Origin of the sequence: Ruegeria arenilitoris (assembly GCF_013032445.1) — a bacterium.
Classification (GTDB): domain Bacteria; phylum Pseudomonadota; class Alphaproteobacteria; order Rhodobacterales; family Rhodobacteraceae; genus Ruegeria; species Ruegeria arenilitoris_F.
The window spans coordinates 43,534-69,313 of the sequence record NZ_WQCA01000007.1 but is presented as its reverse complement, the minus strand read 5'-3'; the positions used below and the strand labels follow the sequence as shown (position 1 = coordinate 69,313).

The window sequence follows — 25,780 nt, the reverse complement described above, 5'->3', positions numbered from 1 at the left end:
TTTACGACACGAGCTTTGTTCACAAACCCAGCTCTACGAGAACCGGTCGGCCGCTTCTTTCAAAGCACTCTGCATATCGCTCCATGCAGCCTCGTAGCCCTTTTTGACATCTTCCCAAGCCTCGTCGCTGGTCGACTTCAAATCATTCAGTTGAGCCTCTGCGTCAGACCTTGCCTTGTAGAGCTTACTGAGCTGCTCCTCGAGCTCGAGTTTGGCGTCCGCTTCGGCCACCTTCAGCTTGGCTTCGAGAACATCAATCTGGGCATTCCAACTATCCAGTTGCAGCTGTGCCTTTTTCTCGTACCCAACACGTGTCATCGTTTTTCCTTTCTTCGCAAACCTTGGTTCAAATCGAGGGGAGCCGCCAATTAGGCCGCAACAATTGCCTTGAGCATCCAGACCGCTTCCTCATGCTTCGCCATCCTGGCGTTCATCAGATCCTCTGTAGCTCCATCGCCATAACGGGCAGCGGTCGCGGCAGTCTCACGCAGGTTCCGGGCAATCGCTTCGTTGTCTGCGACCAATTGTTTGATCATGCCCTCTGCATCTTTAACCGTCTCTTCTTCGGTCAGCTTGGCTTGGCTAACCATGTCCGTGAACGAGATCGGTGCCACCTGACCCAACGCACGCACACGCTCGGCCAAATCATCCGCAGCTTCGAACAGGTCGCGATACTGACGCTCTGTCAGTTCATGGATCGGCAGGAATAGCGGGCCCACGACGTTCCAATGTGTGCCTTGCGTTTTCACCATCAGGACCATGGTATCGGCCAGTACTTCCGTCACCGCGTTGGCGATCCAGGCGTTCTTGTCGATGCCTGTGTCGTTGGATTCTTCCTGAACTTCAGACTTCAAGACTTGCTGTATCATTTTCACTCCGTTTCGTTGCTTGCGGAGTAAAACCTAAGAGCGATTCATAAAATTTCAAATAAAATCATATACTTAATATAGGTATCCGACACATCATGGGGCACCTCATGATCCTGGGTATCCGGCATAACATGCCAACATTGATGTAGACATGCAGGCCCATTGGCATACATGCTTGGAGTAACTGACGTAAGCTACTGAGGTCATGCCAGTGTCTGATCAAAATCGACCACCAAAGCGCACGGAAAAACTGCAACTGATGCTCGACCTCGAAGAGCTTAAAGCCATTGATGATTGGCGGTTCGAGAACAGACTGCCATCCAGAGCGGCCGCCATTCGAGAACTCATCCGTCGCGGTCTGATTTCCAATGAGTTCGAAGAACCACCTACTGATGCGCCTTCCGGTGAGTTTCGTGTTGTGGATGAGTGACAGGAACATTCACAGAGCCATGTTCGAAAACCCTTTTTAATCAGGGTGTTGTTCAACTCGCACCTTCGCGCCGGCAGTTGACCAGTATAGCGCGCCGCGAACACATTGGGGAAGATTAGGAAGGGCTGTCATTAGAATTAGTTCTTAGCGCCAGACTCTCCTTCACATCGGGACTGGCGCCCAACTCGCTCTCAGCGTCAGCAAGGGAGATTGCCTCATCTTCACCGACAGCAAGGACGGCAGTTTCAGGCGTAACCACCCTTGCAGGAGCGCTGACCCTAAATGCCGTCTTCTCGCCCTCGGGAACTGCGGACTTAGAAAGAATTCGCCAAATCGTAAATAGGATCATCAGGCAATGCGCTGCGACGGTTGTGAGAAACAAACCCTGCGGCCCGAGTGCTGCCATGGCGAAACCAGCGATCAACGGCCCTACAATTGAACCTAAGCCGAAAACCATCAAAAGGCCGCCTGAGACTTGGATGGACGTGCCAGGTGGTGCATGGTCGTTCGCGTGCGCAACGATGATTGGATACATCGCAAAAATTGCAGCGCCGAACATCCCGACCAAAGCAAGGTTCATGACGCGCGACTCCGGCGCAAGAAGGACAAAAGCCAGATCCGAAGCAAGAGCTACGACCGCTGTAAATAGTAAGACTTTACGCCGGTCCATTCGATCACTTGCAAATCCAATTGGAACTTGCGCAAAAGCTCCGGCCAAAACCGGAATACTCGCGAACAAAGCAATTGCAGTAAGTGATAGCCCAACGCGATCCGCATACACCGCAGCAAGAGTCCCAAAAGCTGCATTTGAAATGCCGACAAGAAAGACCGCGGCGACCGCAACTGGTGAGTTTCGCCACAATGCCGGTAGGTCGAGACGCACAGATGTCAGGGGTGCTGGCGATGCCGAAGTTGACAGGGCTGTTGGTATAAGCGCCAAGCAATACACCATCGCGCCAATGGCAAAGAAGATGAAACCCGTTGCATCTCCCAGTGAGATAGCCATCTGACCAGCCGTCACCGCACCCAGGTTGACCATCGTGTAGACGCCAAAGACTGTACCACGCGTATTGGGTTCAACCTTATCGTTGAGCCAAGATTCGACGATCATTGCTGCGCCAGCAAAACAAAATCCGGAAACTGCGCGCGACGGTATCCAAGCCCACGTATCCACTACAACGGCCTGGAAAAGGATCGTTACGGCGGCGAGAGCACACATTACGCCGAAGGTTCGAATATGCCCTACTGCCCCAACAAGCCGTGGTGCAACAAGGCATCCTGCTACATAGCCAACTGCCCACCCTGTTCCTAAAAGGCCGAGAGAGCTGGCGGAAAAACCCTCGAAGGATCCACGAACGGGAAGTATCAGACCGTGGACACCACCTGCGAACAGAAGAAGCCCTGATCCAAGAAGCAGCGCTGATATCGGTAAGAGCTGTCGGAACATCGGTTCCAGCCTAATGTCAAACTGGGAAATGAGAAGCTATTTTGCGCGCAATCGGGTATTCGCGAAGGTGATCAACGCTTTCTGTGCAGCAGCTTGGTCAACCTTTGGCAACCTACTTTTGCTACAACCACTTTGAGAGTTTGAACACGACGTAAAGTGCAATTCCGATGGCAGCCGAAGCCAGTGTCAGTGCCCAAAACGCAAAGGGAGCACTCAAGCCGGGCATGCCAGCAATATTCACGCCAAATAGACCAGTCAGAAATCCAAGTGGTAGAAAGATTGCTGCCACGACAGACAAAAGATAGCCGTTTCGAGCAAGCGCATTCGCGTGCTCGGCGTTCATTTGCTCCTGAAGCGCTGTCAACCGGTCCCGGCTTGCATCCAGTTCCTCAAGCGTACGGCGAGTGCGGTTCGCGGTTTCATTGACCAATACAGATGCGTCGCTGTGAATTACGCTACTTCTCAATGAGGCTAAAGCATCGAGCGCATCGCGTTGCGGACTGATATAGCGCCGAAGTTTGATCACCGTTTGCCGCAATCGCGCAATGCGCTCTGGTTTGATTTCATTTCCTGTAAGCCCGATCTCTTCGAGAGAGTCTGTCTCGTCTTCAAGTTCAAGCGAGACAGCCTCAATCCGCTTTGTGAGCCCCGCAGCAAGTTCTGCCAAAAATGCACCAACACTTTCTGGCCCGATACCGCTTTCGGCTTTTAGACGAAGACTGTCTGCTACCCAGACTTTGCGCACACGGGCAGATACGATGGTTCTTTCCGTGGCCCAGAGCCTTAGAGAAACCATATCCTCCGGAGACGCATCAGGGTTCAGGTTAACGCCGCGTAGGTTCAAAATGATGCCATCGTCGTGCATATCACATCGTGGTCGCGTTTCCGATTGAAGCAATGCTTGCGCGGCTATGTTTGGAAGTTGTTCGGATGCCCATTGCTTTAAGCCGCTGTCGGCGAGGTCGAAATGAATCCAGCGGTAACCGTTTTGCTGCCTTGCAAAGGGTTCTGGCCAATCTGAAGAGACGGGGACTGCTTGGCCGGCTACTATATCGAACGCGCAGATGGGAGTGACTATTTGGGTGTTCATTGGCAATCCTATTTTGCGTCGATTGGGAAGCCAATGCATACCAAAGATTGCGCTCGGACTGTCCCCTAAACTGGACAGACCATAAATGGTTTAGCGACCTATGCCACTATTGGTTACTGGCAAAACTAGGCGCTTTGAACACTAAGAATACCAAGGTGCGTTCATCTTTTGAAAGGTATCAGGTATCCGATCAATCCGATGTGTGATGGGTCATTTCCCTCAGCGCTTCCAGTTCAGCTTTATCGTCGTCGTGAATACGCGCGAGGATTTCTTTGCTGCTGACGACCGCAAACGGATCCCCTCGGCGTGTGACAACAAGGTTCCTGAAACCGTGTTTTGCCATAAGGCTAAGAGCCTTTGACAGGCTGGATCCTGAAGTGCAAGTGACAGGCTTTTCGGTCATCCAATCGCTAACAGTTTGTTCATAAAATGAAGAGCCGGAGTCGGCGAGACACAGCAGAATATCATGATCAGTGATAATCCCAACTAGCTTGTCATCTTCGAGAACAGCGAGCGCATTCACATCCAACAAAGCGATGGTTACGGCCGCGTCAAAGACTGTCGTGTCGGCACTACAGAATGGGCGTTGTTTAAATTTCTGAGCTTCAACTACTTTAGCGACAGTCACTGAGTAGACTCCTTAAAATATGCCCAATGCTAGTTGGATTATAGCACGACGCGGGGCGATTTCCCGCCCCGCACCAATTTACTGGATTGCACGCAATCCGCGGCTCTCCAGCACCTCCCAAGCGGCAAGCCCGATCAGCGCCGATCCCGCTATCCATGCATTAGCCGTCGCAACAATATGGCCCGTGAAGTTCAACGCCGCCGGCGCCACGATCAACAGGAACCCCAGTGCCGATACCGGAGCCACCCGTGCGAGAAGGTGGCTCCGGCCGTCGGCGCCGGACATGACCAGAACAACAATGCCAGTTGCCATGAAGGCGATTGCTTCAAGTTCAGCCATGCCCTGCAACAGTGTTTCCTCACGAAACAGGACAAAGGGGGACAAAACCAACCAAATACCCATCGCGGCAAGCAGCCATTTGTGGGGCGGGATTGGCTTCCTCATAGCCGTGACAACCTTTGCTTACTGATCACCTGTGGGACCAGGGAGAAGTTCTGCGTCAACGGCGGCAACCAATTCGTCGTCATTGATGAAACCATCAGCATTCGCGTCGATCTCCAGGAAGAGATCATCCGAGACTTCAGGATACTTGGTCTGAAGCTCTGCCAGCGACGCCAGGCCATCACCGTCCATGTCAAGATCAGCGGGCATGGCGAATGCCGGAACAGCAAACAGCGAAGAGAGAAGAGCAACAATAGAAACTCGACTCATTTTGTTTTCTCCATGAGAAAATGGGCTTCTTGCCCATTGTGGGGTTGGTGCAGCGCTCCGGTGTTGGTGGCAAATCCACAGGGGTCAGATTGCAACGGTTCCTCAGCTCGGGATCTCCACTACAAAATGAGAAATGTTGATTAGCGTTCCGATCTGGTGGGGGGCACTTTCGCGCTACACTCGGTATATCGCACGAAATATTTGTGTTGAAAAACGAATTTTATTCTCGAATGATATCGAAAAATGGAATAGATAGCCCTTGGATATCGAACAAGCTCGAACCTTTCTGGCCGTTGTTGAAACGGGCACCTTCTTTGATGCTGCGAAAAAGGTCCATGTCACCCAATCTACGGTGAGCATGAGAATTCGGACTTTAGAGCAGCAACTTGGGCAAGTGCTTTTTGACCGCAGCAAATCTGGCGCAGCACTGACGAATGCGGGACAACACTTTCTCAAACACGCACAGTTGCTTGTGCGAACCTGGACACAAGCGAAGTTGGACGTTGGTCTCCCTGTTCCAATAACAGCAGCGCTAGAGATTGGCGCCGCACCCAGCCTTTGGGACGGATATCTTATGAGGGCTTTACCCGAATTGATGGAAACGCTGCCAGACGTTGCCATACGGGCCTCCGCAGCTTCTTCCGAGGCTCTGTCGCGGGAGATCGAAGAGGGCGACCTCGACTTGGCCATAATGTACCAGCCTCGACGGGCGTCGGGATTGTCTGCCCTCCAATTATTCCAAGATGAATTTGTTCTTGTAAGCAGCGGTCCCATCGGTCTGCCGAACGAGCTGGGAGACTCGTACCTTCTCATAGATTGGGGCCCTGAATTTAAGGCTGACCATTTATTGAATTTTGCAGAGCTTGATGCACCTCGTCTTCAATTGGGTATTGGGACCCTGGGCCTTCAGTATTTGAAGTCCATTCCATCCGCCGGCTACTTTCCAAAACGGGTCGTAGAAGCGGAACTTAGGAGTGGTCAACTAAGCTTGATAAAGCAAGCCCCTCGGTTTGCCTTCGCAGCATATGCGGTTTTTGCCCATGATGACGAAAGTGAGCTTCCTGGCCAAGTCGCCCGGATGTTTCGCAGCATCGCGCGTTCGTTTGGTTGAACACCTCATACTGATCGCCCCACTGCTTCATTACCAAGGATGCTTTGTCGGTTGGTTCTATTCAACCGTTGCCACGCAAAAGGCAAAGTCGCGATATCTTGATCTCTTTCATCACCAAACTAACCTTTTGTTCTGAAGAGTGGAATTTTGGTTCGGTTATGAGTGCAAGAGAATGCAAGTTTCAAAGAACGGTGGAATTGCCTGAGCTGAAAGATGCTTTGCGTAATGGCGTATGCGACCATTGCGGTGCAACTGTTTCAGAGTTGATACCCCTGGGACAGGTTTTAGAGATTTGTGGCCAGGAGTATTGTTTTGACTATGAGACTGGTGAGGCCGTTGAGATCGCGGTTGCTCTATGCCCCACCTGTCACGAAGCCAATCATTTAGATGCGCAACTACGGCACAACCCATGCCATATTTCTGCAAGGCGCAGCCGGGAAAAACTGGAGTGAAGTATTGGTGTGCTAGTTTGACAGAAAAATGAACGTAGTCGCCCATCAATTTCTTAAGCTATATTTTTGCAATTTTAAGTTTCCTGTGATCGTAGGGCCGTGCCAGCGAATAGGCCCGGAATACCGCGAAAATAGGCTTCTGTTGCGACCCGTACCAAAGACTTTGCAAAGTCCGTTTACTGCGCATTGCTGTAATTGGGGCATAGCGCAGCATCGGTCAATGTGGGCTCGAAGTCGACGTTCGCCGCCCTTCGCATCAGTGACTAGAGACAGCCCAAACCGGACATTCAACCCAAGACTTTGCAATTCTAGCTTTTAGCATGAAGCGGGCATGAGTGAATGGTGTCGCAAGCGCTCGACCAGATTTTCACAACGTGCGCGCAATTTGGGATATATTCGGCCAGTGTTCTCATCCTTTACCCGAAGAAACGACGGCGAGCAGCATGCGACCGCACTGGCGCCGGTTTTTCAGCCCAGTTCTTTTACCGTTTTCTTAAAATCCGAAGGCGACATTCCGGACCATTTTCGGAAGGCCCTCGAAAACGCTGTGGAGTCCGCGTAACCAAGCCGCAGTGCGGTCTCACCAACGGACTTCCCTGCCGGACCCAGCAGCTTCTTTGCTTCTTCCAGTTTGACGCCAGATATGACCTGAGAGGCTGATTGCCCGTAGGGAGCAAGCCGATTGTTCAATGTCTCCCGGTGGAAACCGCATAGGCGTGCCAGTTCGTCTACACCAAATCCCGGCTCGCCAAGGTGAGTTCGGATCAGGCTCTGAAGCCCGGCCAGGAAATCTTGCGGCTTCCGTCAGGATCAGCTTGTCCAGAGTCAGATCAGACACCGCGCGTCTCAGCCGCTCGTTCTCTTTCTGAAGCCGTTTCAGTTCCTTCAATTGATCAACACCCATTCCACCGTACTTCTTCCGCCAGCGGTAATAGGTTTGCTCAACAACGCCGATCTGCCTGATCGCATCAAGACGGGACATGCCTTGCCCCATCAGAACTTCAACCTGCCGTAACTTCGAGACAATCTCTTCGGGCTTCGGTCTCTTGTTTGCCATTCGTGGTCCTCCGTTTCCTAAACATAACGGTGGACCAGTTCAGTTGGGGAGGCTCAATTACTAACAAGTGACCCCGCAAACTGCGGGGCCACTAATGGTTTGATAAAAAGGCAGCTCAACTTTTTTGAGGTTGAGCAACGGCCTAAGTTAGCTGGCAAGTGCAAGGTTGCATTTACGCCCTTCTTCCATAGCCTTCTTCGTACCGGTTAGGTCCACAATGAAATTTGCAGACTTCTTTGGAAATGCGATCAAAGTCTGTCCTTCGGCCACGGCAGTCGCCATATTCGCGTCCTTTACAACGATATAGCCACCAGAGTAGTCATCCGCTAGCTTCTTGCTTTTTATGCCTTTTGCGCGACCTTCATACACGAAGTCGTCAATTGCTATTTCTATTTTTTGACGGTTTTTGATGTCGATGTCAGCTTGCGTGAATACTCCCAAGTAACCGTGTTTTTGGTTTTTGGTTAGACCCATCTGCATGACGTTCCCGCTCTCGAAGACTTTTTCTATCAGGCATGTACCGGAGTCGTTGTCAGCATAAACCGTCCAGCCTTCAACCTCACTGTAAATCTCGAAGTTATCACTACTTGCCGGAATCGGATCTTTGGCAGCGGCAACAGTTGCAAAAGCGGAGATTGCCGCGGCGGCGAAAATGGCAGTGTATTTCATGTATTCCTCCCAATAAAACGATGCGTCGCGAAACTACCCACAACGCGACAAAACCAAATATTTCGATGTGAATTTATTTCAACGTGTGAAAGCGTTTTCTGCAAACAACTGCTCGAAAAGCACTGCGGAACGTCGGTGAACACCAATAGCCTGAATAGCTCGCAAGCTCTTCTTTCAAAATACAAATCTTTTGTAAGAGTTTTGATCCAAACTCATGATGGCTTCGTACCTATCATACCCCTAACTGCTACCCACGGTCGTCTCCCATCCCATGAACGACCGTGGGTTTTTTCGCTAATTTCTTTGGTTCGTGTTTGGAAATGACTATGGGCTGCGCCGCAAACACAACTACATAGGCGTGTCCATGCATTTACAGTAGTTTTTTCCATCACGTGGTTTCTTTTTAAATAACTACTTGGAACAGATCAAAAAATGGACCAACCGATATAAGCCACTAACCAATTTTGAGAAGGTGCTCGGGAAACTCGCGATCAAAGAGCTCTACCTCGAGGGGTGTTCGCATTGCATGTTCTGACTTTTGAAGCAGTTGGAGCTATCAAATATTCAAATTGGATACATAAATAAATCAAGTATCGAAATATCAGAATGCTTCCCGTAGTAAGTGCGGGCATCATTTTGATTACCTAGCACTTTCCTACAGCCCCGCGTTGAACCTATCCCAGGGTAATCGACGCGGGGCATCTGATAAAACCACCTCCGCAAGCAAATACTCTGTAACTTTGTCATTGTTCCAACGCACACTGTTTCTTGATCCTAAAAGAAAACATAAAAAGTGATCGAACTAGGTTAGCTTGCCGCCCTACTCGGGCTGGACGCGGTTACTCGTCGCATCCAACCTTAACTTAAATTTGTGAGCAATGCAGACGCCAACGGCTTGATTTTGCAGACGACCATTCAACTATGACCGGAGTTCATCTTGCGATAGTCAGAGGGCGTCAGTCCCGTCACCTTCCTAAATGCGCGGCTGAAATTATTTGCGGTTTCATATCCTAGCATGGAGGAGATACTGGAGACTGTCTCGCGCGTATCTGTGAGGAGTTCTTCGGCCCTTGCTACCCTGACATCGTTGACGATTTCGCGAAAACGAACCCCTTCGCTCGCTAACCTCCGTTGCAGTGTACGAACGCCAAGATCAAGCGAACGCGCGGCGGCATCAATCGACATTTCCTCCCGATGAAGTTGTTGCCACACCACTTCCGCGACTTGTCCTCGAAGTGTTTGGGGTGGGCCGCCCAATCGTTCGCGAGAAATATCTCCGACAGTTGTCGAGGCGCCGGTGAGTTTTTTGGGCGTGGCTTCGGCTCTTAAAGCCGAGGCATCAAACTCAACCCCAAGCCGGGGGGCGTTCCAGATTACAGGACAAGCGTAGGTGTCTTCTGCCTCGACAAATCCAGGAACCTTCGGGAAGTCCAAGAGCACGGCCGATGGCTTCCAGTCGTTTCCTAAATACGCGCGGAATATACTCAGAAAAACCCCAACAGCCGAGAAACCGATGTCCGGATATGCGAAATGCCTGCGAAGTCCAAAACGATAACAATAACGCGCGCTATTGCCCGAAGTTTCAAGCCACGCGCGATCCGTGGACGAATGAAATGGCATGACGGCAGAAGCTCGTATTAGCGCTGCCCCCAGCGTTGGAGCAGAAAGAACGTAACTCCCCCAGGCGCCGTAGTCAGCGACAGTGAGATACGGTGACCACAACAATCCGATGTTTTGTTGTCCCGAGGATCGTGCGGCTTCGTGCACAAAGTTCGCCAAGGCATGCTCCGAGATGTAACCGCCTCTTTCCTCAATGAAGTGAACAGGAAGATCGGCAGACTCAAAAGCACGCAACAGGCGTCTTTCCCCAGCGGCCTCAAGCACAAACTGGGGCATCGCGCCCAAGGCCTTGGCCGAAATCATCGGTGGTAGGTTCAATCCGTTAACCCGCTTGTTCGCCCGCGTGTCGTGAAATGATACGCATCGGCTGAACGGATGTGCAAGCTTTCCCTAAACAGCAGGGAGCATTGCAATATGAAAATACTTCGGCCACTACACGGCGGTTTTTCGATGCACTTTTTGGGAATGGTGCTCGGCGCAGGTATTTCTGCTTCACCAGTTTTCTCACAGTCCTTCAACGACACGGGCGACATCCTTGCCCGATCAGCCGAGGTCGAGGACATCGAGTACAAGATTATGGTGCAGCGTGCCACCCAGACGGCCATCTGGGGAATGCCTGCCGCCGGTATGATCGATTTCCTCAAGGGCATTCGTCGCGACCTCGGTGGCGACTACAATGACATCATTTATCTCAACAAGCCGTTCGACTCCAAACACGGGTTTCTTACGGCCAACGATGTTACGGCCTATGCTTGGGCTTCGATGACCTCCGAACCCGGCCCCCTTGTCATTGAAGTGCCCGCTGCCACCGACAAGGTGAACTACTTCGGTACAATCGTAAATGCCTGGGATGTTCCGATTGTGGACGTTGGTCCCGACGGTTTCGATGAAGGTGCCGGCGGCAAGTACCTTATGCTACCCCCAGGCTACGAAGGGGATATGTCGCTGGAGGAATTAACTGAGGAGGGATACCTTCCCTTTGAAACAGATACCTACGAATATGGGTTTTCGTTCCGGCCAAAACTGACGAATGGCGGAACGGACGCCGATGCGGCCGACTACGCTCAGACGATCAAAGTGTACTACCTGTCTGAGGCTGACAATCCACCACCCAACAACTATCTCGAAGCGTCAGAAGTGCCGTACGACTCGCTTCCATACTACAACGAGACCTTCTTTCAGGATTTGAACGATTACGTTCAAAACAACCCCGTCAGACCACAAGACAAGGTCATGGTAAATTTCCTGAAGGATCTCGGGATCGAAAAGGGAAAACCTTTCGAGCCATCAGAAATTCAGATGCAAGCTATGAATGAGGGTTTGTTGTTGGCGTATGCCTCAATGCAGAACTACTTTGTAACGCCCGGCAAAGCCATGATCCCGCTCTGGGTCGACGATAGCGGCGAGATGAAGAGCCAGTGGCTGATATGGGACTTTGCCGAAGGTCAACCCGAGGCAGGTTTTCCGTATGAGACTGAGACCGAAGTCCTTGTGGATGCGCGTGCGGGCGGCAGTTATTTCTGGATTACATACCTGCCGAAACAACTGGGCGGAGGTACATTTTATCTGACAGGCCTGCGCGACAGCGACGGGGAAATGTACGATCACAATCAGACCTATAAACTGAACGTCCCAGCGGATACACCTGCCGACGATTTCTGGTCCGTGATTGTTTATTCGATGGAGACCAAGAGCTTCATTCGGAACGTTGATCCTGTCGGTTTGTCCGAGCGCGACACTGATGCGATGCAGGCTAATGAAGACGGTTCTTACGACATCTTTTTTGGACCAGAAGCACCGGAAGGCATGGAAAGCAACTGGATACCAACCACAGAGCCGTACTTCCTTTTGTTTCGTCTATATGGGCCGCAAGACGGATGGCTGGAGAGTGGCTGGATGCTGGGCGATCTAGAAAAAGTAAACTGATCAAAACAAACAGTAATTCCCAATGGAGCGAACAATGAAAACAAAGTCGTTAGCTGTGCTGACTGCCCTAGTACTCGCATCGCATTCTTCAGCCCAAGAATTCAAAGCCGACGTTCCTGAGAATGTTCTTACACCAGACAAGGTTGAGACCCAGACGCTTGGTGATCTGGAATTCTTCGATGGTATGCCATCACCTGAGACGGTGGAGAAAGTCTTCGACAACCTTGATCTGATCAGAGCGACGACGGCTTTCCTGGATGGCATGAAGATCGCTTCGCTTCGAGCTATGTTTAAGGGATACGAAGACTTGGGCGTCAATCCCAATGACGTTGTGATTGCAGAAGACCTGCTGGACGCGCGGTCCATCTGGCTGACGCCCAATACAACCACAATCTACATTGGTTCGAATGTTGATATCTCAAATGGCCCGATGGTGATTCAGGTTCCGGCAGGCCTGCTTGGGTTGCTTGATGACGCCGCGTTTGACTATGTGACGGATATCGGGGCGCTTGGCGCGGATAAGGGAGAAGGTGGCAAGTATCTACTTTTGCACAACGACGATGAAACGCCGGTGCCCGAGGGCTACTTCGAACTACGCACAAAGACATATGAGCACTGGTTGTTGCTAAGACGCTCGCCAGACGCAGACGGAGATACGGCTGGCCCTGTTGCCGAGATTAAGGCGGGTCTGAATATCTATCCGCTTAGTGAAGCGGACAATCCTCCCGCGGAAACTTTCCTGAATATCTCCGGTGTTCAACACAACACTGTTCACGCGAACAACGAAGACTTCTTTGAAGAGATCCACGTCGCGCTCGAAAACAATCCAATTGGTGCGTTCAGTCCGGAAATTGTAGGAACGTTTGCTTCCATAGGGATCAGGAAGGGCGAGCCCTTTGAACCCGATGCCCGTATGCAGGCCATTTTCAAGGAGGCAGCAGCTATAGCAAATGCCACGGCGCGAGCAATTACGTATGCCTCGCGCGATCCGGGAGTTTTCTTTTATGAAGACCGGCAATGGAACTCACCGTTCCAACGCCAGAGCTATCAGTTTCTTGAGGACGGCGCGCGCATCCTCGATGATCGGTCGTACTTTTTCTATATGGCAACGGGCATAACGCCTGCGATGACCTCGCCACCGGTCGGGACGGGGTCTGTCTATGCGATGACAGCGCGAGACAACAACGGACAGTACCTTGACGGCTCAAAAACCTATAAGGTAACGCTCCCGGCGCCGGTTCCCGCCAAAAACTTTGCGTCGTTTATGTTGTATAGCGGACAGACTCGGTCAATCCTTGAAACTGACCAGCAATCCGGTGGTATCGACTCTAATAGACCAGGGATAAAGCCGAATGAGGATGGGAGTACCAGCATCTATTTTGGTCCAGAAGCCCCAGAAGGTTGGGAGAACAACTGGGCGCAAACCATGCCCGGGCAAAGCTTCAACGTGATGATGCGCCTCTATGGCCCGCTTGAGCCTTGGTTCGACAAGACCTGGCGTCCCGGTGATCTGGAACTGGTAGAATAAAGCGACAACCGCGACTATCGGGCGACGCTACTTTTTGGCGTCGTCTGACATTTTCCGGTGTCCGCTTTGGGCTCAACACGGTCATCTGAGTCTTTCAGTCAGATGACGGCTTAGGAACGGATAGCGGTCATTGTTGGAGGTCATTCCGGGGAATTTCGCCTGAAGGTCTGCATTGAACAGCAGCGGACGTTCGCTTAATTCTGCTGAACGGCAGAATTGCGGACAATCCTGCCATTCATCTCGCTTAGACGAATGGCAGGACTGGCGCGGGTATACCGGTCTGATAACTGAAAGACGCTAAGCTTCGAGCATGACAACAATTGTGTCGGCATGGACACCATCGTGTTTCATCGCCGCCTGGCCGACTGGTCCGTTGTTGATCTCGAAAAACTTGTCCAGATCTGGGATGTTGGCGGACAGGCCGACCTTATTGGGCTCTGTCGGATGGACGAAAGTCACCATGTCGAAGGCAACCTCCTTGAAGATTTCATCGCGCTTGGGGGATGAAAGCCAGTGTTCGACATCGTCCACATCATGCATTGCAATAACTCTGGGCATTGGTCTTCTCCTTGTTGAAAGATCTTAGGTGGGAGCGGGAACGGGACGGGTCTCTGCCCCCGGCGTGCCTGTCTCAAAGAGAACCGAGAACCTTGAGCGTTGGACCCATAGGATCAGGATTCCGCAAACGATCAGGACAAACGCGAGCGGGAGTCCTCCGGGATTGAGGGTGGCATGAAACAGAACGATAACGGCCATTATTGGTGCCAGCAGGGCCAACCCCAGTGCAGGGGCCCGGTTGGACAGAAGAAGAAGCGCACCTGCCAGTTCGACACCTTTCATCAATGGCCAGAGAAATCCGGCCTCCTTGAGCGCCGCTTCAAGCGCAAGCCCGGCGGAAGAGGTCGGCGGATGTATCAGGTGTGCGCCAGTGAAAATGAACGCAAATCCGTCCAACGCCCCCATCAGAAATATGCCGCCAAGTAACAGACGCGGCGCAGGATCGATCAGAAACGTCCGGAGGTTCGGAAGGGAGAACGGCATCGTGAATTTCCTTCAGGTTGCGATTGCATTTCAGTACGTTTTCTTATGATTATGACTGTAGGTAGCGTCACTCCAGCAAATAGTTTTCAGTCTAGATGAATGAAATTCAGATCAAGAACCTCGACCTGAACCTGCTCCTCGTCTTCCGGGTCCTGATGGAAGAGGGCAGCGTGAACCGGGCCGCCGAACAGCTCGGCCGAACACCCTCGGCCGTGAGCCACGCGCTTGGGCGATTGCGCGAACAACTGGATGACCCATTAATGGTGCGCGCCGGTGGCATTATGAAACCAAGCCCGCGGGCCGAGGCCCTGTATCGCGAGATCCGACCGATCCTGTCACGTATCGAACGCGTGGTGCAGGCGCCCGCCCCCTTCGAACCCATGACCTGCTCCAGGACCTTTCGCATGGCAGGACCGGCGCTGAATTGCATCGCCTCTGGAGTTGTCTCGCGCATGCAGGCAGAAGCACCGGATGCGGCATTGGCATGGCAACCCTATTCCAAAGAAACCATGGATCAGATCATCAAGGGTGAAGTGGATATCGCATTTGGAAACGCCAACTTTCCCCTGCCTGAAGGTCTGAGGGCAAAAGTCCTGAAACCGATGAAACGTTATGTTCTGGCCCGGCGGGGCCACCCGGCGACAAATGACTGGAGCTTGGACAACTGGATGCGATGGCCGCATGCCGTTGTGAGCATTCCGGCCGCCATCCACGGTACGGTCGAAGAGCATCTTGCCCATCTTGGTTTGAAGCGCCGCATTGGATTTCACGCGGCTAGCTGGTCCGGAATCGCATCAGCGCTGAACGATACAAACATGTTGGGAAACTTTGTTGCGTTAGTCTTGCTGGAGGGCCGCGCTGGCGACGACCTGCAAGTCCTGGAACCGCCCGAACCGATGCCCGATCTTGTTTTTCGTGTCATCTGGAATGCGGAGCTGGACGCGGACCCGGCCCTTGTCTGGATGCGCGGTATTGTTTTGACCACATTTGAAGACCTCGTGGATGAAGCCCAAAAACTCGTGTCAAATCGCGATATCATCGTACCGCGAACCTTCGGTTGATGTTTCAGGCAACCCCAGACACTCTTCATCTCGGAAGCAGTCATTCGTCGTCGGCCCAGAATTGAGCACTTTTGGGCTCAGTGTTGCCGTTCTCTGCGGCTTGCATGATCGACTGGTCGCAGCCCAAACCGGACATCCATCGTCGGGCTTTGCAAACTCCCAAATGAGGTAAAAACCTGCCTTTTAACACTTGGTGCCCAATATCTGGTTCCTGCTTCTCGCGATGCTGCCAAAATTAAGTCAGCGCTGAATCAAAGCTCTTCTTCGACGAGAGAAAACAATTCGATTGGACGCGCAAGTCCACGAACTTCTTGAAACCCACAAGGGGAAAACAGATCAGGGGAGACTTCGGCAATCGCAGATGTTGCCAGCACTCTCCGGCCAATAGATTTAGTCAGCCCCTCAATTCGACTCGCAACGTTCACTGCACCTCCGAGAACCGTGAAATCAAGTCGACCAGGGCTGCCGATGTTGCCATAGCTGACTTGTCCAACATTGATCCCGATCCCAACGTCCAAAGACGGCTTTTTCGCTTCAGCGCGGCGACGGTTGAGGACCGTCAAACCGGCCAATACACTTTGTGCGGCTTGCGCAGCCTTTCGGCATCGGTCGGCGTGATCAGCCTGAGTTGCGATGGTGAAGATCGAGAGAATTCCATCACCCATGAACTTGAGAACATCGCCACCGTTATCTTCCACAGACTGAACAACCAGATCAAAGTAGCCGCTCAGCGCGTCAAACACATCGGCCTCGGGTGCGGCTTCTGAAAGCGCCGTGAACCCTCGTAAATCAGAAAACATGACCACCGCATCAAGGGTCGTTCGTTCGCCTCGCTTGATCCGCCCGCTCCATACGGCGTCGGAGGGCCCATCGCCAAGATATGTTCGCAATAGACCCTTGGCTGACTTGCGCATCGTGACAGGTTCCAAAGCGGAAGACAAAGCAGGCAGCGCTGCCTCAATCAATTCCAGATGTTGCGGTGAAAAGCCGTCTGGTTCCTGCGTGACAAATGTGCAGCCGTGCAGAGATCCGTCGCCATAATACATCAGAGTTGCATAGTAATCTGTGCCACCGAGCTCAGCGAACTCTAGATACGATAAATGCTCAGTCTTTGGATCCAGTTGTCGCAGGCTTTTGTGAAGCGGCTTTCTGTGCTCCAGAATGTACTCAAACGAGCTACCAACATACCCTTCCGTCAACATCGTTTCATGAGTTACGTCGTAGCTGTCGGTCCCATCAGGTGTCCAAACGACCCCCCATGCAATGAGTAGCGGATTGGCGAAGCGCTGACCGATATTGACCCGCCAGAGCGGTACACCTTCCTCAATTAAGGACGAGCAGAAATGCGAAACTACTTTAACAGGGTCGCCTGAGCGGCGTCCTTCGGTAATCATCCAGTCGGTTAGTTGTGCTACGGAGGCCATGTTCTCAAACTAGCTGCTTAGACAAGATGATAAAGAACCTTGTCTTTGCTTTGTTTGCCTTAATCCAAGCAGTTTCTCAACGACCTTAACCGCATACGGCAGAGCGAAGCGCTAGGGTGCAACGACCGAAAGACCGTTGCTTCAGTCTTCAATTATCTGACGACTTTTTCTCATCGTAGTCCCTAAGAAGGGCATGTGTGAATTGTACAAACAGCGTGATGAAGACCCCGACGCCTACGAAAATATACAACACGGTAAAGAGTTTTCCTGTGTCGGTTACGGGCGTTAGGTCACTGAGGCCAACCGTAGAAATAGTAGTTGCACTGAAGTACAGCGCGTCCACCCAAGACCACCCCTCGACGCTGACATAAAACAAAGTTCCGGAAAGCAACAAGAGTATTGCAAGGGTAAGCGCTCCGCGGAATCTAGGGCTACTCCACGAGCGGACAATCGCTTTTAAGAGCCTGTAGAAATTCAAAAAAAATGAAAACATTCCGCCGTCCAATCCATAGTTCTGTTTGGCAAATCGTTGAGGTGCCATTGCAATCCGTCAAGGGAACTCTGCTACATCGGAGCCGAGATTCGTATTAATCGGTTTTCGGCAGAACTAAAAAGACAACCGGTCAAATGGGTACAGTACGCTCAATTTGCTCTGATGGTAAAATTCCATATATGCTTTTGTACAGGCTCCCAAATCGTCCCAAATCGGTGAATCCGTGAGCGAGCGCCACTTGCTTCACCATGGGTTTTTGCTGAGACGCCTGAATAAGTTCATCATGGACATTGGCCAGTCTTTGAAGAGCAAAAAATCGTGCTGGTGTTTCACCCGTTACGTCGCGAAATGCTGAGATCAATGTTGGCGCGCTTACCGCGGTTACTCGACACAGATCTGCCACTGATGGCCTTTTTGACAAGGCGGAAGAATAGTACTCTCGTGCTTTTGAGACCAAACCCACTTTTTGAGACCAAGTCGCTTTGCGTGCATTCCCACTATTCAGAGATAAGGCAAAGAAGATCGCAAGCGTCCTTGCAAGACGCGCCTCCAAATCACTCTGGGTATATTGACCATCGGCTTGGTTCATTATGCAGCTAAGTGTTCGCACCAAAGCTGCGTGAAAATCAGAAGACAGTTTCACGATAACCGTTGGTCCGCGAAAATCCGATGTATTTCTGCCGGAAAAAAGTTGAACCTCTTTGAGAAATCGTTGCAAGGGCACACGACCACATAACGAAGTTCGATTGCGCGCGACTACCTCGGTTTCCGATGCAGTGAAATTGAAGAAAACGGAGTTTTCTTTCAAAGGAACGCCACTTACCGTCCATAACTCTGAAGCGCAGATTGGTACAGTGAAATTAGCGAAGCTTTCACTTTGTGCGGTTCTCACCAATGCATTGGGCTTGAAGCGGATACTAGACAAACGGGAAAGCCCTAAACGAGCTGTGAAAATTGCGCCTTCGTCAGCCCCCTTTCCCAACTGTATCACATCGCCATCGAAAACCTCTCCTGTCATTGCTTCACGTACGGTTGCCGCAAAAAGCTCCGGTTTGCCTTCGCCAAGTTCCTTAAAAAAGTTCATATCGATTTTCCTCGGAGAGTTGGCTACCTTCGTTAAAATTAAACAATCGAATGCTTTGATATTCCTAGGGTGAAAGATATGCGCAAAAATCAATTGTCAACGCTCTGCTTGGTAGTCTCAAGCATGCTGGCAACGCTGGCGAGCGCTCAAGAGGATTCTACAAGAACTCTCATAACGAATGTTCATGTTTTTGACGGGGTAAACGAAGCACGCATCGAGAATGCTAACGTTTTGATCGAAGATAATCTCATAACCGCTGTTTCTTCCGACCCAATCGAAGCCGAGAACGCGGTGGTGATTGACGGTGGCGGTCGCACGATGATCCCAGGATTGATCGATGTCCATTGGCACACGACGTATGCCTACACCCCTGCATCCGTTCTAATGTTGAATCAAGGCGACATGTCGGAAGTGGCCATTCGCAGTATGAAGGGGGCTGAAGAGACTTTAATGCGTGGATTTACCACCGTTAGAGACCCTGGCGGAAATCCGTTTACGATCAAGAAACTGATTGACGCTGGTGAATACCCCGGTCACCGCATTTTGCCCTCCGGACCATTCATGAGCCAAACGTCAGGCCATGCCGACTTTCACACGCTGCTTGAAAACCCAAGAAACTCCAACTCTGAACTGAGTTATTGGGAAAAAAATATGATGGCGATGATTTCTGATGGCGTACCGGAAGTCAGAAAGAGAACCAGAGAAATCCTCAAGTTTGGTGCTACTCAGGTCAAAATCACGACTGGTGGTGGTGTCTCTTCCCAATACGATCCGCTGGATGTGAGCGAGTATTCGGTCGACGAAATTCGTGCGGTAGTCGAAGAGGCAACGAACTTTAATACCTATGTTTTGGCGCATGTGATGACAGACAGAGGTATCCGTACCTCAATAGAAAACGGCGTGATGAGCATTGAGCACGGCTTCTTCGCATCAAGAGAAACACTGGAATTGATGAAGGAAAAAGGCGCTTGGCTCAGTCCTCAGGCGATGTTTGAGGCCGATATGGTTTGGGATAGCCCAGTTAGTGCCAAAAAGTGGAAACAGGTGACTGATGCTGTAGACGCGCTGTACCCAATGGCCGTCGAAATTGGCGTGAATCTCGCCTTTGGCACCGATCAACTCATGGATCCATCAAAGGCGTATCAACAGAGCGAATATCTTGTGAGGTTGGGAACTTGGATGACGCCTTATCAAGCGCTCAAGATAGCGACCTCTGAAAATGCCCGCCTAATGGAAATGAGTGGCCCTCGTCATCCCTACCAAGACGGTCCACTCGGAGTTATCAGAGATGGCGCATACGCTGATCTGATCCTCGTGGACGGCAACCCGCTTGAAAACTTGGAGCTTGTAGGGGACCCACAAGAAAACTTCGACCTGATTATGAAGGACGGAGTCATCTATAAAAACGAGCTTTGAACTGTGTTTCGCTTAGAGCCCAAGTGTCCATAAATGTCTTAAGCTGGCAGGTGATGACGCATTGACCAACTGTCCGTTGTCAGGGATTTTGGGACAGATGGCTGCCTGAGCTAAGAGAGGATCTGGCGCATCTGGTTGGTTTGATTATGCGGCGGATTTGCGGTGAAGCAAGCGCCGGGTTTCGAGTGTCTTCCGTTTGATCCTTTCTCGTTGTTTCAGAATGGTGTGGCCGCGTCCGAAGTAGACATCAGCGGGCGTGAGGTTTTGTAAGCTTTCGTGGTAACGCCGGTGATTGTAGTGATCGACGAAAGCATCGATCTGCTGCTGGAGGTCACCGGGCAGATAGTAGTTTTCCAGCAAGATGCGGTTCTTCAAGGTCTGGTGCCAGCGCTCGATCTTGCCTTGGGTCTGTGGGTGATATGGCGCGCCTCGAACATGATCCATTTTCTGATCTTCCAGCCATTCTGCAAGCTCACCAGAGATGTAGCTGGACCCGTTGTCACTGAGCAGGCGTGGTTTGTGCCGCCCCGTTGCCTGATCACAGCCTGAGGCTTGCAAGGCGAGGTCCAGTGTGTTGGTCACATCCTCGGTCTTCATCGTCGTACAAAGCTTCCAGGCGATGATGTATCGGCTGTAATCGTCCAGGATCGTGCTGAGATAGAACCATCCCCAGCCGATCACCTTCAGATAGGTAAAGTCGGTCTGCCAGAGCTGGTTCGGCCGTGTCGTCTTGTCGTGGAACTCATCTGCTGCTGACAGAACCACATAGGCTGGGCTGGTGATCAGGTCGTAAGACTTGAGGATGCGATAGACCGAAGCCTCTGACACAAAGTACTTTTCTGTGTCGGTGAAGCGAACAGCTAACTCACGCGGGGAAAGCTCACTTTCCTTCAGTGCCAGGTCCTTGATCTTCTCACGCATTGGCTGCGGAATGCGGTTCCAGACCCGTGATGGCTTGGGACTACGATCCTCAAGCGCCTCAGGACCACCCGACAGATACCGGTCATACCAGCGATAGAAGGTGGTCTTCGGGATGCTCAGCTTATCCAATATGCGCTTGGTCGGGAGATGCGAACCTTCGACGAGGCGGATGATCTCCAGTTTTTCGGATGCGGGATACCTCATTCGTCGTCGCCCCCATCCGCGATCATGCTTTTTTTGAGCAACCGCAGTTCAAGAGCCTGTTCGGCAACCACTTCCTTCAGATCGCGTGCCTCGCGGCGCAGATCTTTGACCTCGGTCGATGTCGCTGCACGGGCCGTGTCGCCTGCCAGACGTTTCTTGCCGGCTTCAAGGAACTCCTTGGACCAACTGTAGTAGAGGCTCTGGGCAATGCCTTCACGGCGGCACAGCTCTGAAATACTGTCTTCGCCCTTCAGGCCGTCCAGCACAATCCTGATCTTCTCTTCTGCTGAATATTGCTTACGCGTGGCGCGGCGGATGTCTTTTACAACTTTCTCACCGTGGCTCTGCTTGGTTCCGGGTTTCTTTCTCATCTCCACTCCTTGGCGGTTACGATGAGCCAGAAACCCTCTCTTATCAAATCGACCTAAACTGTCCCATTGGCGCTGACGTCAGACAGATCGAGTCTACCGGCATCTCGGAACCCTTGCCCGTCGCGGCGACTTTTGATTTCCGCGACGAGGACGGCGAAAGCCTTTCTGATGTTGCCCGCCTTGACACGATGGTTACCGTTGTCGACGCCGTGAACCTGCTCAAGGACTTCTCCAGTCATGATTTCCTGCATGACCGCGGCGAAACGATGGGTGAAGGCGATGAGCGTACGCTGGTTCATCTGCTAACGGACCAGATCGAGTTTGCTGACGTTGTCATCCTAAACAAGATTGATGATGCGGGGCCGGAACGCACCGACGCCGCTCGTAAAATCATCCGCAGCCTGAACGCGGATGCACAGATCATCGAGACGAACCACTCCGAGGTCGACAGCGACTCTATTCTGGATACCGGCTTGTTCGATTTCGAAGCAGCTCATCAACATCCGATGTGGGTTAAAGAGCTTTACGGTTTCGCCGACCACGTCCCGGAAACCGAAGAATACGGGGTTGCGTCTTATGTCTACCGCGCCCGTCAGCCGTTTGAGCCCGCGAAAATTCTGGCCTTGCTCGACGGCGACTTGCCGGGTGTGATCCGGGCAAAGGGGCATTTCTGGATCGCAACACGGCCTGAATGGGTGGCCGAGTTTTCCCTCGCCGGTGCCCTGTCGAGCGTTCAGCCGATCGGCACGTGGTGGGCGTCGGTCCCCGATACCCGGTGGCCGGACCACCCTTCGGTGCTGGATTACATCAAACAGCACTGGGCAGAGCCATGGGGCGACCGGCGGCAAGAGTTGGTCTTTATCGGCGCGGGCATCGACTGGCCGCTGTTGAAGTCCCGGCTTGACGCCTGTTTGCTGTCTGAGGCGGTCGCCTCTGGACCGGACGTTTTGCCCATCGACCTGCCTGATCCTTTCCCGCTTTGGCGCCGCGTGGAGGATGCGGCATGAGCTTTATCCGAACGGAATTTAAAGATGCAGCGGTGGGTGTTGGTGTGGCCGACACCCCAGATGGATTGGCAGAAATAAAAAAGCCGGGGTGCGCTGCAGCGATCTGGCGGCGTCAGCTTGGTTCAGAGTTTCAGGCATGGGTTGATACGCTTGATCCATCGCAACTGCCAACGGCGCGCCTTGTTCTTCGCACCGACGCGATCCCAAATGCCCTACGACATTTGTGCGACATCGCAGGTATGGATGACACGGCTGAACGCAATTGGTTCGAAAAGGACATCGCTGATTTGGCTGCAGGTTTTGCCAAGATCATGCGTGCACCCTATCTGCGCCTTCGATTGGACGCGATCAGCACCAACGCCTGCCGGAAATTTCATATCGACGCGATCTATGCGCGTCTGATCTGCACTTATCGAGGCACCGGCACACAATACGGCATTTCTACAGATGGCGAAGATCCAACGCGGGTTTTCACCGTCCCGACCGGCGCTCCTATGGCCATGCGTGGCACGCTTTGGCCGCAGGACTCACCCGTAGGTCTGGTGCACCGCTCACCACCGATTGCAGGCACGGGTGAAACACGACTGGTACTTGTGCTGGACCCTGTATTCGACCTGGATGAGGCTGATTGATAGGGCGAAGGTTTGCCCAAGCGCAATTCTGCGGGAACTACACCACTCGTTAATGCCTTCCCCCCCAATTTTACTTGCCAGATGATTCCCTAAAGCAACAAATTCGTTAATGCTACGTTAACGTCTCTTTTCCGCCTTATTTTGCGTTGATAAGAGTTGCCTAATCGTTAGTGGTGAGTTGAAAGTGCAGGCGGGTACAATGAGAGCCGGACAAAACGGTCGTAAAGCCATATTGTGGAGTCAGACAGAAATTGATGGACTTGAGGCGGCGCCTTTGTCCTATCTGACTATCGGAGCAGCTTGGTCATGGCGCGGACAAGCGCGTTATCTTGTTGAAACTGCTGCGAGGGCGGTGGAATGGGCTGGGACTGTCGGCGCCAGTGCTGCTGCGACGCTGGAACATTGCGCTCAGGTCCAGAGCTTGCCGGAAGAAGCCAGTGGCCTGCTGGTATTAACCAACGGCGCGCAGACTTTCACGGCAACCTTGTTTCCAATTGCAGGCGAATCAGTGCCGCTGCTGGTCTTTGAAGGGGACTACCCCGCACGGGATCAGGAATTCTGGATCAGTGACATCACCGCAAACGAGTGCCGCGCTGACGATGCCACGCGTATGGATAACACCGTGGTCGCGTTCCCAACCCGTTCAAAGCAAAGCCTGGTTGAGCCGGACCATCGTTATGCGATCACGGTTGGGCGCAGGGCTGATTAAGACGTCCCTAAAGTAACCAAGTTTTCCTGGCGGAAATTACGATACTATTCGGGGCGGCATGTTGACTCTGCCGATTTCACGGATATAAGCGCGGCTTTATTGGTGTTGGTGGCCCCCGCAAGGGGATGCCTGTCATGGGGGAAACCTCAAGAGGACAACGCCCTTCATAGCGGCCCGCAGGGCCTCGACCAAAACGAAGGAGATCAGCCGTGACCAAACGCACGTCTGCCAAGTACAAAATAGACCGCCGGATGGGCGAAAACATCTGGGGTCGCCCGAAATCCCCGATCAACCGTCGTGAATATGGCCCCGGCCAGCACGGTCAGCGCCGCAAAGGCAAACTGTCGGACTTCGGTCTGCAGCTGCGCGCCAAGCAGAAGCTGAAAGGCTACTATGGCGACCTGACCGAGAAGCAGTTCCGCCGCATCTACGCCGAAGCCGAGCGTGTAAAAGGCGATACCGGTGAAAACCTGATCGGTCTGCTGGAGCGCCGTCTGGACGCCGTCGTTTACCGCGCCAAGTTCGTGCCGACCGTTTTTGCTGCACGTCAGTTCGTGAACCACGGCCACGTCAAAGTGAACGGCAAGCGGGTCAACATCCCCAGCTACCGTGTCAAAGAAGGCGACGTCATCGAAGTACGTGACAAGTCCAAGCAGCTGGCTGTTGTTCTGGAAGCCGTTGGCCTGGCCGAGCGTGATGTACCTGACTACATCGACGCCGATCACTCGAAAATGACCGCGACCTTCGTGCGCGCACCGGGCCTGAGCGATGTGCCTTACCCGGTCATGATGGAACCGAACCTGGTCGTCGAATTCTACGCGAAGAACTAATCTTCGCCGACACCGAGAGTTTCGAGGCCGCGCAACCTGCGCGGCCTTTTTCGTTTCGCTATGGTCCTGTTCAGGCTGCGTTCGGCGATCCAATGTCCTGTCTCGGAGACACGCCGAATTTGCGCGAATACTCTCGGCTGAACTGGGTCGGGCTTTCATACCCCACTTCAAATGACGTCTGAGACACGCTGAGCCCGCGATGGGACAGCAGCCTGCGCGCTTCGAGCAGCCTCAGGTCTTTTTGGTACTGCAACGGTGACTTCGCGGTGACCGTTTTGAAATGAGCGTGAAAGGCCGAAACGCTCATACCCGCTGTGTGCGCAAGGTCGGATACGGGTAACGAGGTTCGGAAATCCGCCCGGATGACGTCAATGGCCCGTGCGATCCTGCTGGCGGCACTGTCACGCCACAGCATTTGCCGCAACATCCCGCCGTGATCCGCCTGCAGCAACCGATAGTGGATTTCTCGGTTGATCATCGGCGCAAGTACCTGCCGGTCCATCGCGGTCTGGCTGGCGCGAAACAGGCGTGCCATAGCGTCGACCATCTCGTCCGAGGCTTGAGATACGGCCAGACTGAGGGCTTCTTCGGGTTCGGATGGCGTAGTCTCAACCTCATCGTAGAGGCCACGCAACACGGATAGGTCCAGCGAAAGAACCAGACCCACATAGGGTGTCTGACGGCTCGCCTCGGTGACCGAAGCCAAAACTGGCAGTGCGTGGCTGACGATCAGAGAGTCTCCCGCTCCGAAATGAACCAGCCGGTCGCCAATGCGGGTTTCTTTTCTACCTTGTAGAACCAGGCAGACAATAGGGTCATAGACCTGGGCTTCGATGGACTTGGTTTTGACGTCGTGCAGCAGCCCCAGACCGTCCAGCGCAGTTGGGTAGAACTGCGCATCTTCGGGTTGACCGCGCACGGTTTCGCAGATTTCCGCAATCAGATCAGTTTGTGTCATGTCCGGCCTCGCGCTCCGTTCATGAGTATTCTGCCCGACCGTGCCTGACCAATGAAAACCCGAAGGTTCAGAGGAATAGGCAGAAGTTGAG

27 protein-coding genes and 2 pseudogenes are annotated in these 25,780 nt (G+C 52.6%); 11 read left to right on the top strand and 18 right to left on the bottom strand.

Annotated elements, in window-relative coordinates:
• Nucleotides 1–33: 33 nt before the first annotated feature.
• Nucleotides 34–318, bottom strand: coding sequence for a coiled coil domain-containing protein (locus tag GOW98_RS11560; RefSeq protein WP_170332122.1), 285 nt, complete (start codon nt 316–318; stop codon nt 34–36).
• Nucleotides 319–368: 50 nt separating this feature from the next.
• Nucleotides 369–869 carry a Dps family protein gene (locus tag GOW98_RS11555; protein WP_170332120.1) on the bottom strand — a complete coding sequence of 167 codons (501 nt, stop codon included), beginning with the start codon at nt 867–869 and terminating at the stop codon, nt 369–371.
• Nucleotides 870–1,080: 211 nt separating this feature from the next.
• Here GOW98_RS11555 and GOW98_RS11550 point away from each other — a divergent pair, with 211 nt between their 5' ends.
• The gene (locus GOW98_RS11550) at nt 1,081–1,299 is read left to right on the top strand and encodes a hypothetical protein (RefSeq protein ID WP_152456637.1); all 219 of its coding nucleotides are present in this window, start codon (nt 1,081–1,083) and stop codon (nt 1,297–1,299) included.
• Between the two features lie 115 nt (nt 1,300–1,414).
• Here the strand turns inward: GOW98_RS11550 and GOW98_RS11545 are convergent, their stop codons facing one another.
• The 5 genes from GOW98_RS11545 to GOW98_RS11525 form a co-directional block, all read right to left on the bottom strand.
• Nucleotides 1,415–2,746 (bottom strand): MFS transporter, encoded by a 1,332-nt coding sequence (locus GOW98_RS11545; protein WP_170332118.1) that lies wholly within the window; start codon nt 2,744–2,746, stop codon nt 1,415–1,417.
• A 121-nt stretch (nt 2,747–2,867) separates the two neighbouring features.
• Entirely contained in the window at nt 2,868–3,836 is a 969-nt protein-coding gene (locus GOW98_RS11540; protein WP_170332116.1) for a zinc transporter ZntB, read from the bottom strand.
• A 190-nt stretch (nt 3,837–4,026) separates the two neighbouring features.
• Entirely contained in the window at nt 4,027–4,464 is a 438-nt protein-coding gene (locus GOW98_RS26280; RefSeq protein WP_170332114.1) for a CBS domain-containing protein, read from the bottom strand.
• A 78-nt stretch (nt 4,465–4,542) separates the two neighbouring features.
• Nucleotides 4,543–4,908 carry an SPW repeat domain-containing protein gene (locus tag GOW98_RS11530; RefSeq protein WP_170332113.1) on the bottom strand — a complete coding sequence of 122 codons (366 nt, stop codon included), beginning with the start codon at nt 4,906–4,908 and terminating at the stop codon, nt 4,543–4,545.
• Between the two features lie 18 nt (nt 4,909–4,926).
• Nucleotides 4,927–5,175: a hypothetical protein gene (locus GOW98_RS11525; protein ID WP_170332111.1), complete on the bottom strand. Its 249-nt coding sequence runs from the start codon at nt 5,173–5,175 to the stop codon at nt 4,927–4,929.
• A gap of 259 nt (nt 5,176–5,434) precedes the next feature.
• Between GOW98_RS11525 and GOW98_RS11520 the strand changes: the two genes are divergently transcribed.
• Together GOW98_RS11520 and GOW98_RS11515 are read left to right on the top strand one after the other, a co-directional pair.
• Entirely contained in the window at nt 5,435–6,286 is an 852-nt protein-coding gene (locus GOW98_RS11520; RefSeq protein ID WP_170332109.1) for a LysR family transcriptional regulator, read from the top strand.
• Nucleotides 6,287–6,384: 98 nt separating this feature from the next.
• On the top strand, nt 6,385–6,738 hold the full coding sequence (locus tag GOW98_RS11515) for a hypothetical protein (RefSeq protein WP_170332107.1): 354 nt from the start codon (nt 6,385–6,387) through the stop codon (nt 6,736–6,738).
• Between the two features lie 468 nt (nt 6,739–7,206).
• On the opposite strand, the gene GOW98_RS26275 is transcribed toward GOW98_RS11515, so the two are convergent.
• The 4 genes and pseudogenes from GOW98_RS26275 to GOW98_RS11495 all read right to left on the bottom strand — a co-directional run bounded on the left by GOW98_RS26275 (nt 7,207) and on the right by GOW98_RS11495 (nt 10,387).
• Complete coding sequence (locus tag GOW98_RS26275; protein ID WP_170332105.1) at nt 7,207–7,428, bottom strand: helix-turn-helix domain-containing protein; 222 nt, start codon at nt 7,426–7,428, stop codon at nt 7,207–7,209.
• 100 nt (nt 7,429–7,528) lie between these two features.
• A pseudogene (locus GOW98_RS11505) lies at nt 7,529–7,795 on the bottom strand (transposase); the annotation flags it as partial.
• A gap of 147 nt (nt 7,796–7,942) precedes the next feature.
• Nucleotides 7,943–8,464, bottom strand: coding sequence for a hypothetical protein (locus tag GOW98_RS11500; protein ID WP_170332103.1), 522 nt, complete (start codon nt 8,462–8,464; stop codon nt 7,943–7,945).
• A 915-nt stretch (nt 8,465–9,379) separates the two neighbouring features.
• A complete protein-coding gene (locus tag GOW98_RS11495; RefSeq protein ID WP_170332101.1) occupies nt 9,380–10,387 on the bottom strand; it encodes a helix-turn-helix domain-containing protein in 1,008 nt (335 codons plus the stop codon).
• 162 nt (nt 10,388–10,549) lie between these two features.
• Between GOW98_RS11495 and GOW98_RS11490 the strand changes: the two genes are divergently transcribed.
• Complete coding sequence (locus tag GOW98_RS11490; protein WP_217359540.1) at nt 10,550–12,010, top strand: DUF1214 domain-containing protein; 1,461 nt, start codon at nt 10,550–10,552, stop codon at nt 12,008–12,010.
• Nucleotides 12,011–12,044: 34 nt separating this feature from the next.
• Nucleotides 12,045–13,538: a DUF1254 domain-containing protein gene (locus tag GOW98_RS11485; RefSeq protein WP_170332099.1), complete on the top strand. Its 1,494-nt coding sequence runs from the start codon at nt 12,045–12,047 to the stop codon at nt 13,536–13,538.
• A 297-nt stretch (nt 13,539–13,835) separates the two neighbouring features.
• On the opposite strand, the gene GOW98_RS11480 is transcribed toward GOW98_RS11485, so the two are convergent.
• Both GOW98_RS11480 and GOW98_RS11475 read right to left on the bottom strand, forming a co-directional pair.
• Nucleotides 13,836–14,096 (bottom strand): hypothetical protein, encoded by a 261-nt coding sequence (locus GOW98_RS11480; RefSeq protein ID WP_152460150.1) that lies wholly within the window; start codon nt 14,094–14,096, stop codon nt 13,836–13,838.
• 24 nt (nt 14,097–14,120) lie between these two features.
• Complete coding sequence (locus tag GOW98_RS11475; protein WP_170332097.1) at nt 14,121–14,579, bottom strand: DoxX family protein; 459 nt, start codon at nt 14,577–14,579, stop codon at nt 14,121–14,123.
• 95 nt (nt 14,580–14,674) lie between these two features.
• On the opposite strand from GOW98_RS11475, the gene GOW98_RS11470 reads away from it, so the two are divergent.
• Nucleotides 14,675–15,640, top strand: a complete 966-nt coding sequence (locus GOW98_RS11470) for a LysR family transcriptional regulator (RefSeq protein WP_170332095.1) — start codon at nt 14,675–14,677, stop codon at nt 15,638–15,640.
• 251 nt (nt 15,641–15,891) lie between these two features.
• Here the strand turns inward: GOW98_RS11470 and GOW98_RS11465 are convergent, their stop codons facing one another.
• The 3 genes from GOW98_RS11465 to GOW98_RS11455 all read right to left on the bottom strand — a co-directional run bounded on the left by GOW98_RS11465 (nt 15,892) and on the right by GOW98_RS11455 (nt 18,641).
• Complete coding sequence (locus GOW98_RS11465) at nt 15,892–17,034, bottom strand: adenylate/guanylate cyclase domain-containing protein (protein ID WP_253282648.1); 1,143 nt, start codon at nt 17,032–17,034, stop codon at nt 15,892–15,894.
• 178 nt (nt 17,035–17,212) lie between these two features.
• Nucleotides 17,213–17,557, bottom strand: coding sequence for a potassium channel family protein (locus tag GOW98_RS11460; protein ID WP_170332502.1), 345 nt, complete (start codon nt 17,555–17,557; stop codon nt 17,213–17,215).
• A 130-nt stretch (nt 17,558–17,687) separates the two neighbouring features.
• Nucleotides 17,688–18,641 (bottom strand): helix-turn-helix domain-containing protein, encoded by a 954-nt coding sequence (locus GOW98_RS11455; RefSeq protein ID WP_170332091.1) that lies wholly within the window; start codon nt 18,639–18,641, stop codon nt 17,688–17,690.
• Nucleotides 18,642–18,719: 78 nt separating this feature from the next.
• Between GOW98_RS11455 and GOW98_RS11450 the strand changes: the two genes are divergently transcribed.
• On the top strand, nt 18,720–20,057 hold the full coding sequence (locus GOW98_RS11450) for a metal-dependent hydrolase family protein (RefSeq protein WP_170332089.1): 1,338 nt from the start codon (nt 18,720–18,722) through the stop codon (nt 20,055–20,057).
• A 144-nt stretch (nt 20,058–20,201) separates the two neighbouring features.
• Here GOW98_RS11450 and GOW98_RS11445 read toward each other — a convergent pair.
• Nucleotides 20,202–21,553, bottom strand: a protein-coding gene (locus GOW98_RS11445; RefSeq protein WP_170332088.1) for an IS3 family transposase whose coding sequence is annotated in 2 segments (ribosomal slippage) — nt 20,202–21,217 and nt 21,217–21,553 — 1,353 coding nt in all. Because the reading frame shifts where the segments join, the coding sequence is not laid out codon by codon here.
• Nucleotides 21,554–21,627: 74 nt separating this feature from the next.
• Here GOW98_RS11445 and GOW98_RS11440 point away from each other — a divergent pair.
• The 4 genes and pseudogenes from GOW98_RS11440 to rpsD all read left to right on the top strand — a co-directional run.
• Nucleotides 21,628–22,560 (top strand): annotated as a pseudogene (locus GOW98_RS11440) (CobW family GTP-binding protein); the annotation flags it as partial.
• Entirely contained in the window at nt 22,557–23,192 is a 636-nt protein-coding gene (locus GOW98_RS11435; RefSeq protein ID WP_170332086.1) for a DUF1826 domain-containing protein, read from the top strand. The pseudogene GOW98_RS11440 and the gene GOW98_RS11435, both read left to right, overlap by 4 nt.
• Nucleotides 23,193–23,391: 199 nt before the next feature.
• Entirely contained in the window at nt 23,392–23,901 is a 510-nt protein-coding gene (locus GOW98_RS11430; protein ID WP_170332084.1) for a hypothetical protein, read from the top strand.
• Nucleotides 23,902–24,110: 209 nt separating this feature from the next.
• Nucleotides 24,111–24,731 carry a 30S ribosomal protein S4 gene (gene rpsD / locus GOW98_RS11425; protein WP_170332083.1) on the top strand — a complete coding sequence of 207 codons (621 nt, stop codon included), beginning with the start codon at nt 24,111–24,113 and terminating at the stop codon, nt 24,729–24,731.
• Nucleotides 24,732–24,801: 70 nt separating this feature from the next.
• On the opposite strand, the gene GOW98_RS11420 is transcribed toward rpsD, so the two are convergent.
• Nucleotides 24,802–25,689 (bottom strand): AraC family transcriptional regulator, encoded by an 888-nt coding sequence (locus tag GOW98_RS11420; protein WP_170332081.1) that lies wholly within the window; start codon nt 25,687–25,689, stop codon nt 24,802–24,804.
• Nucleotides 25,690–25,780 lie beyond the last annotated feature (91 nt).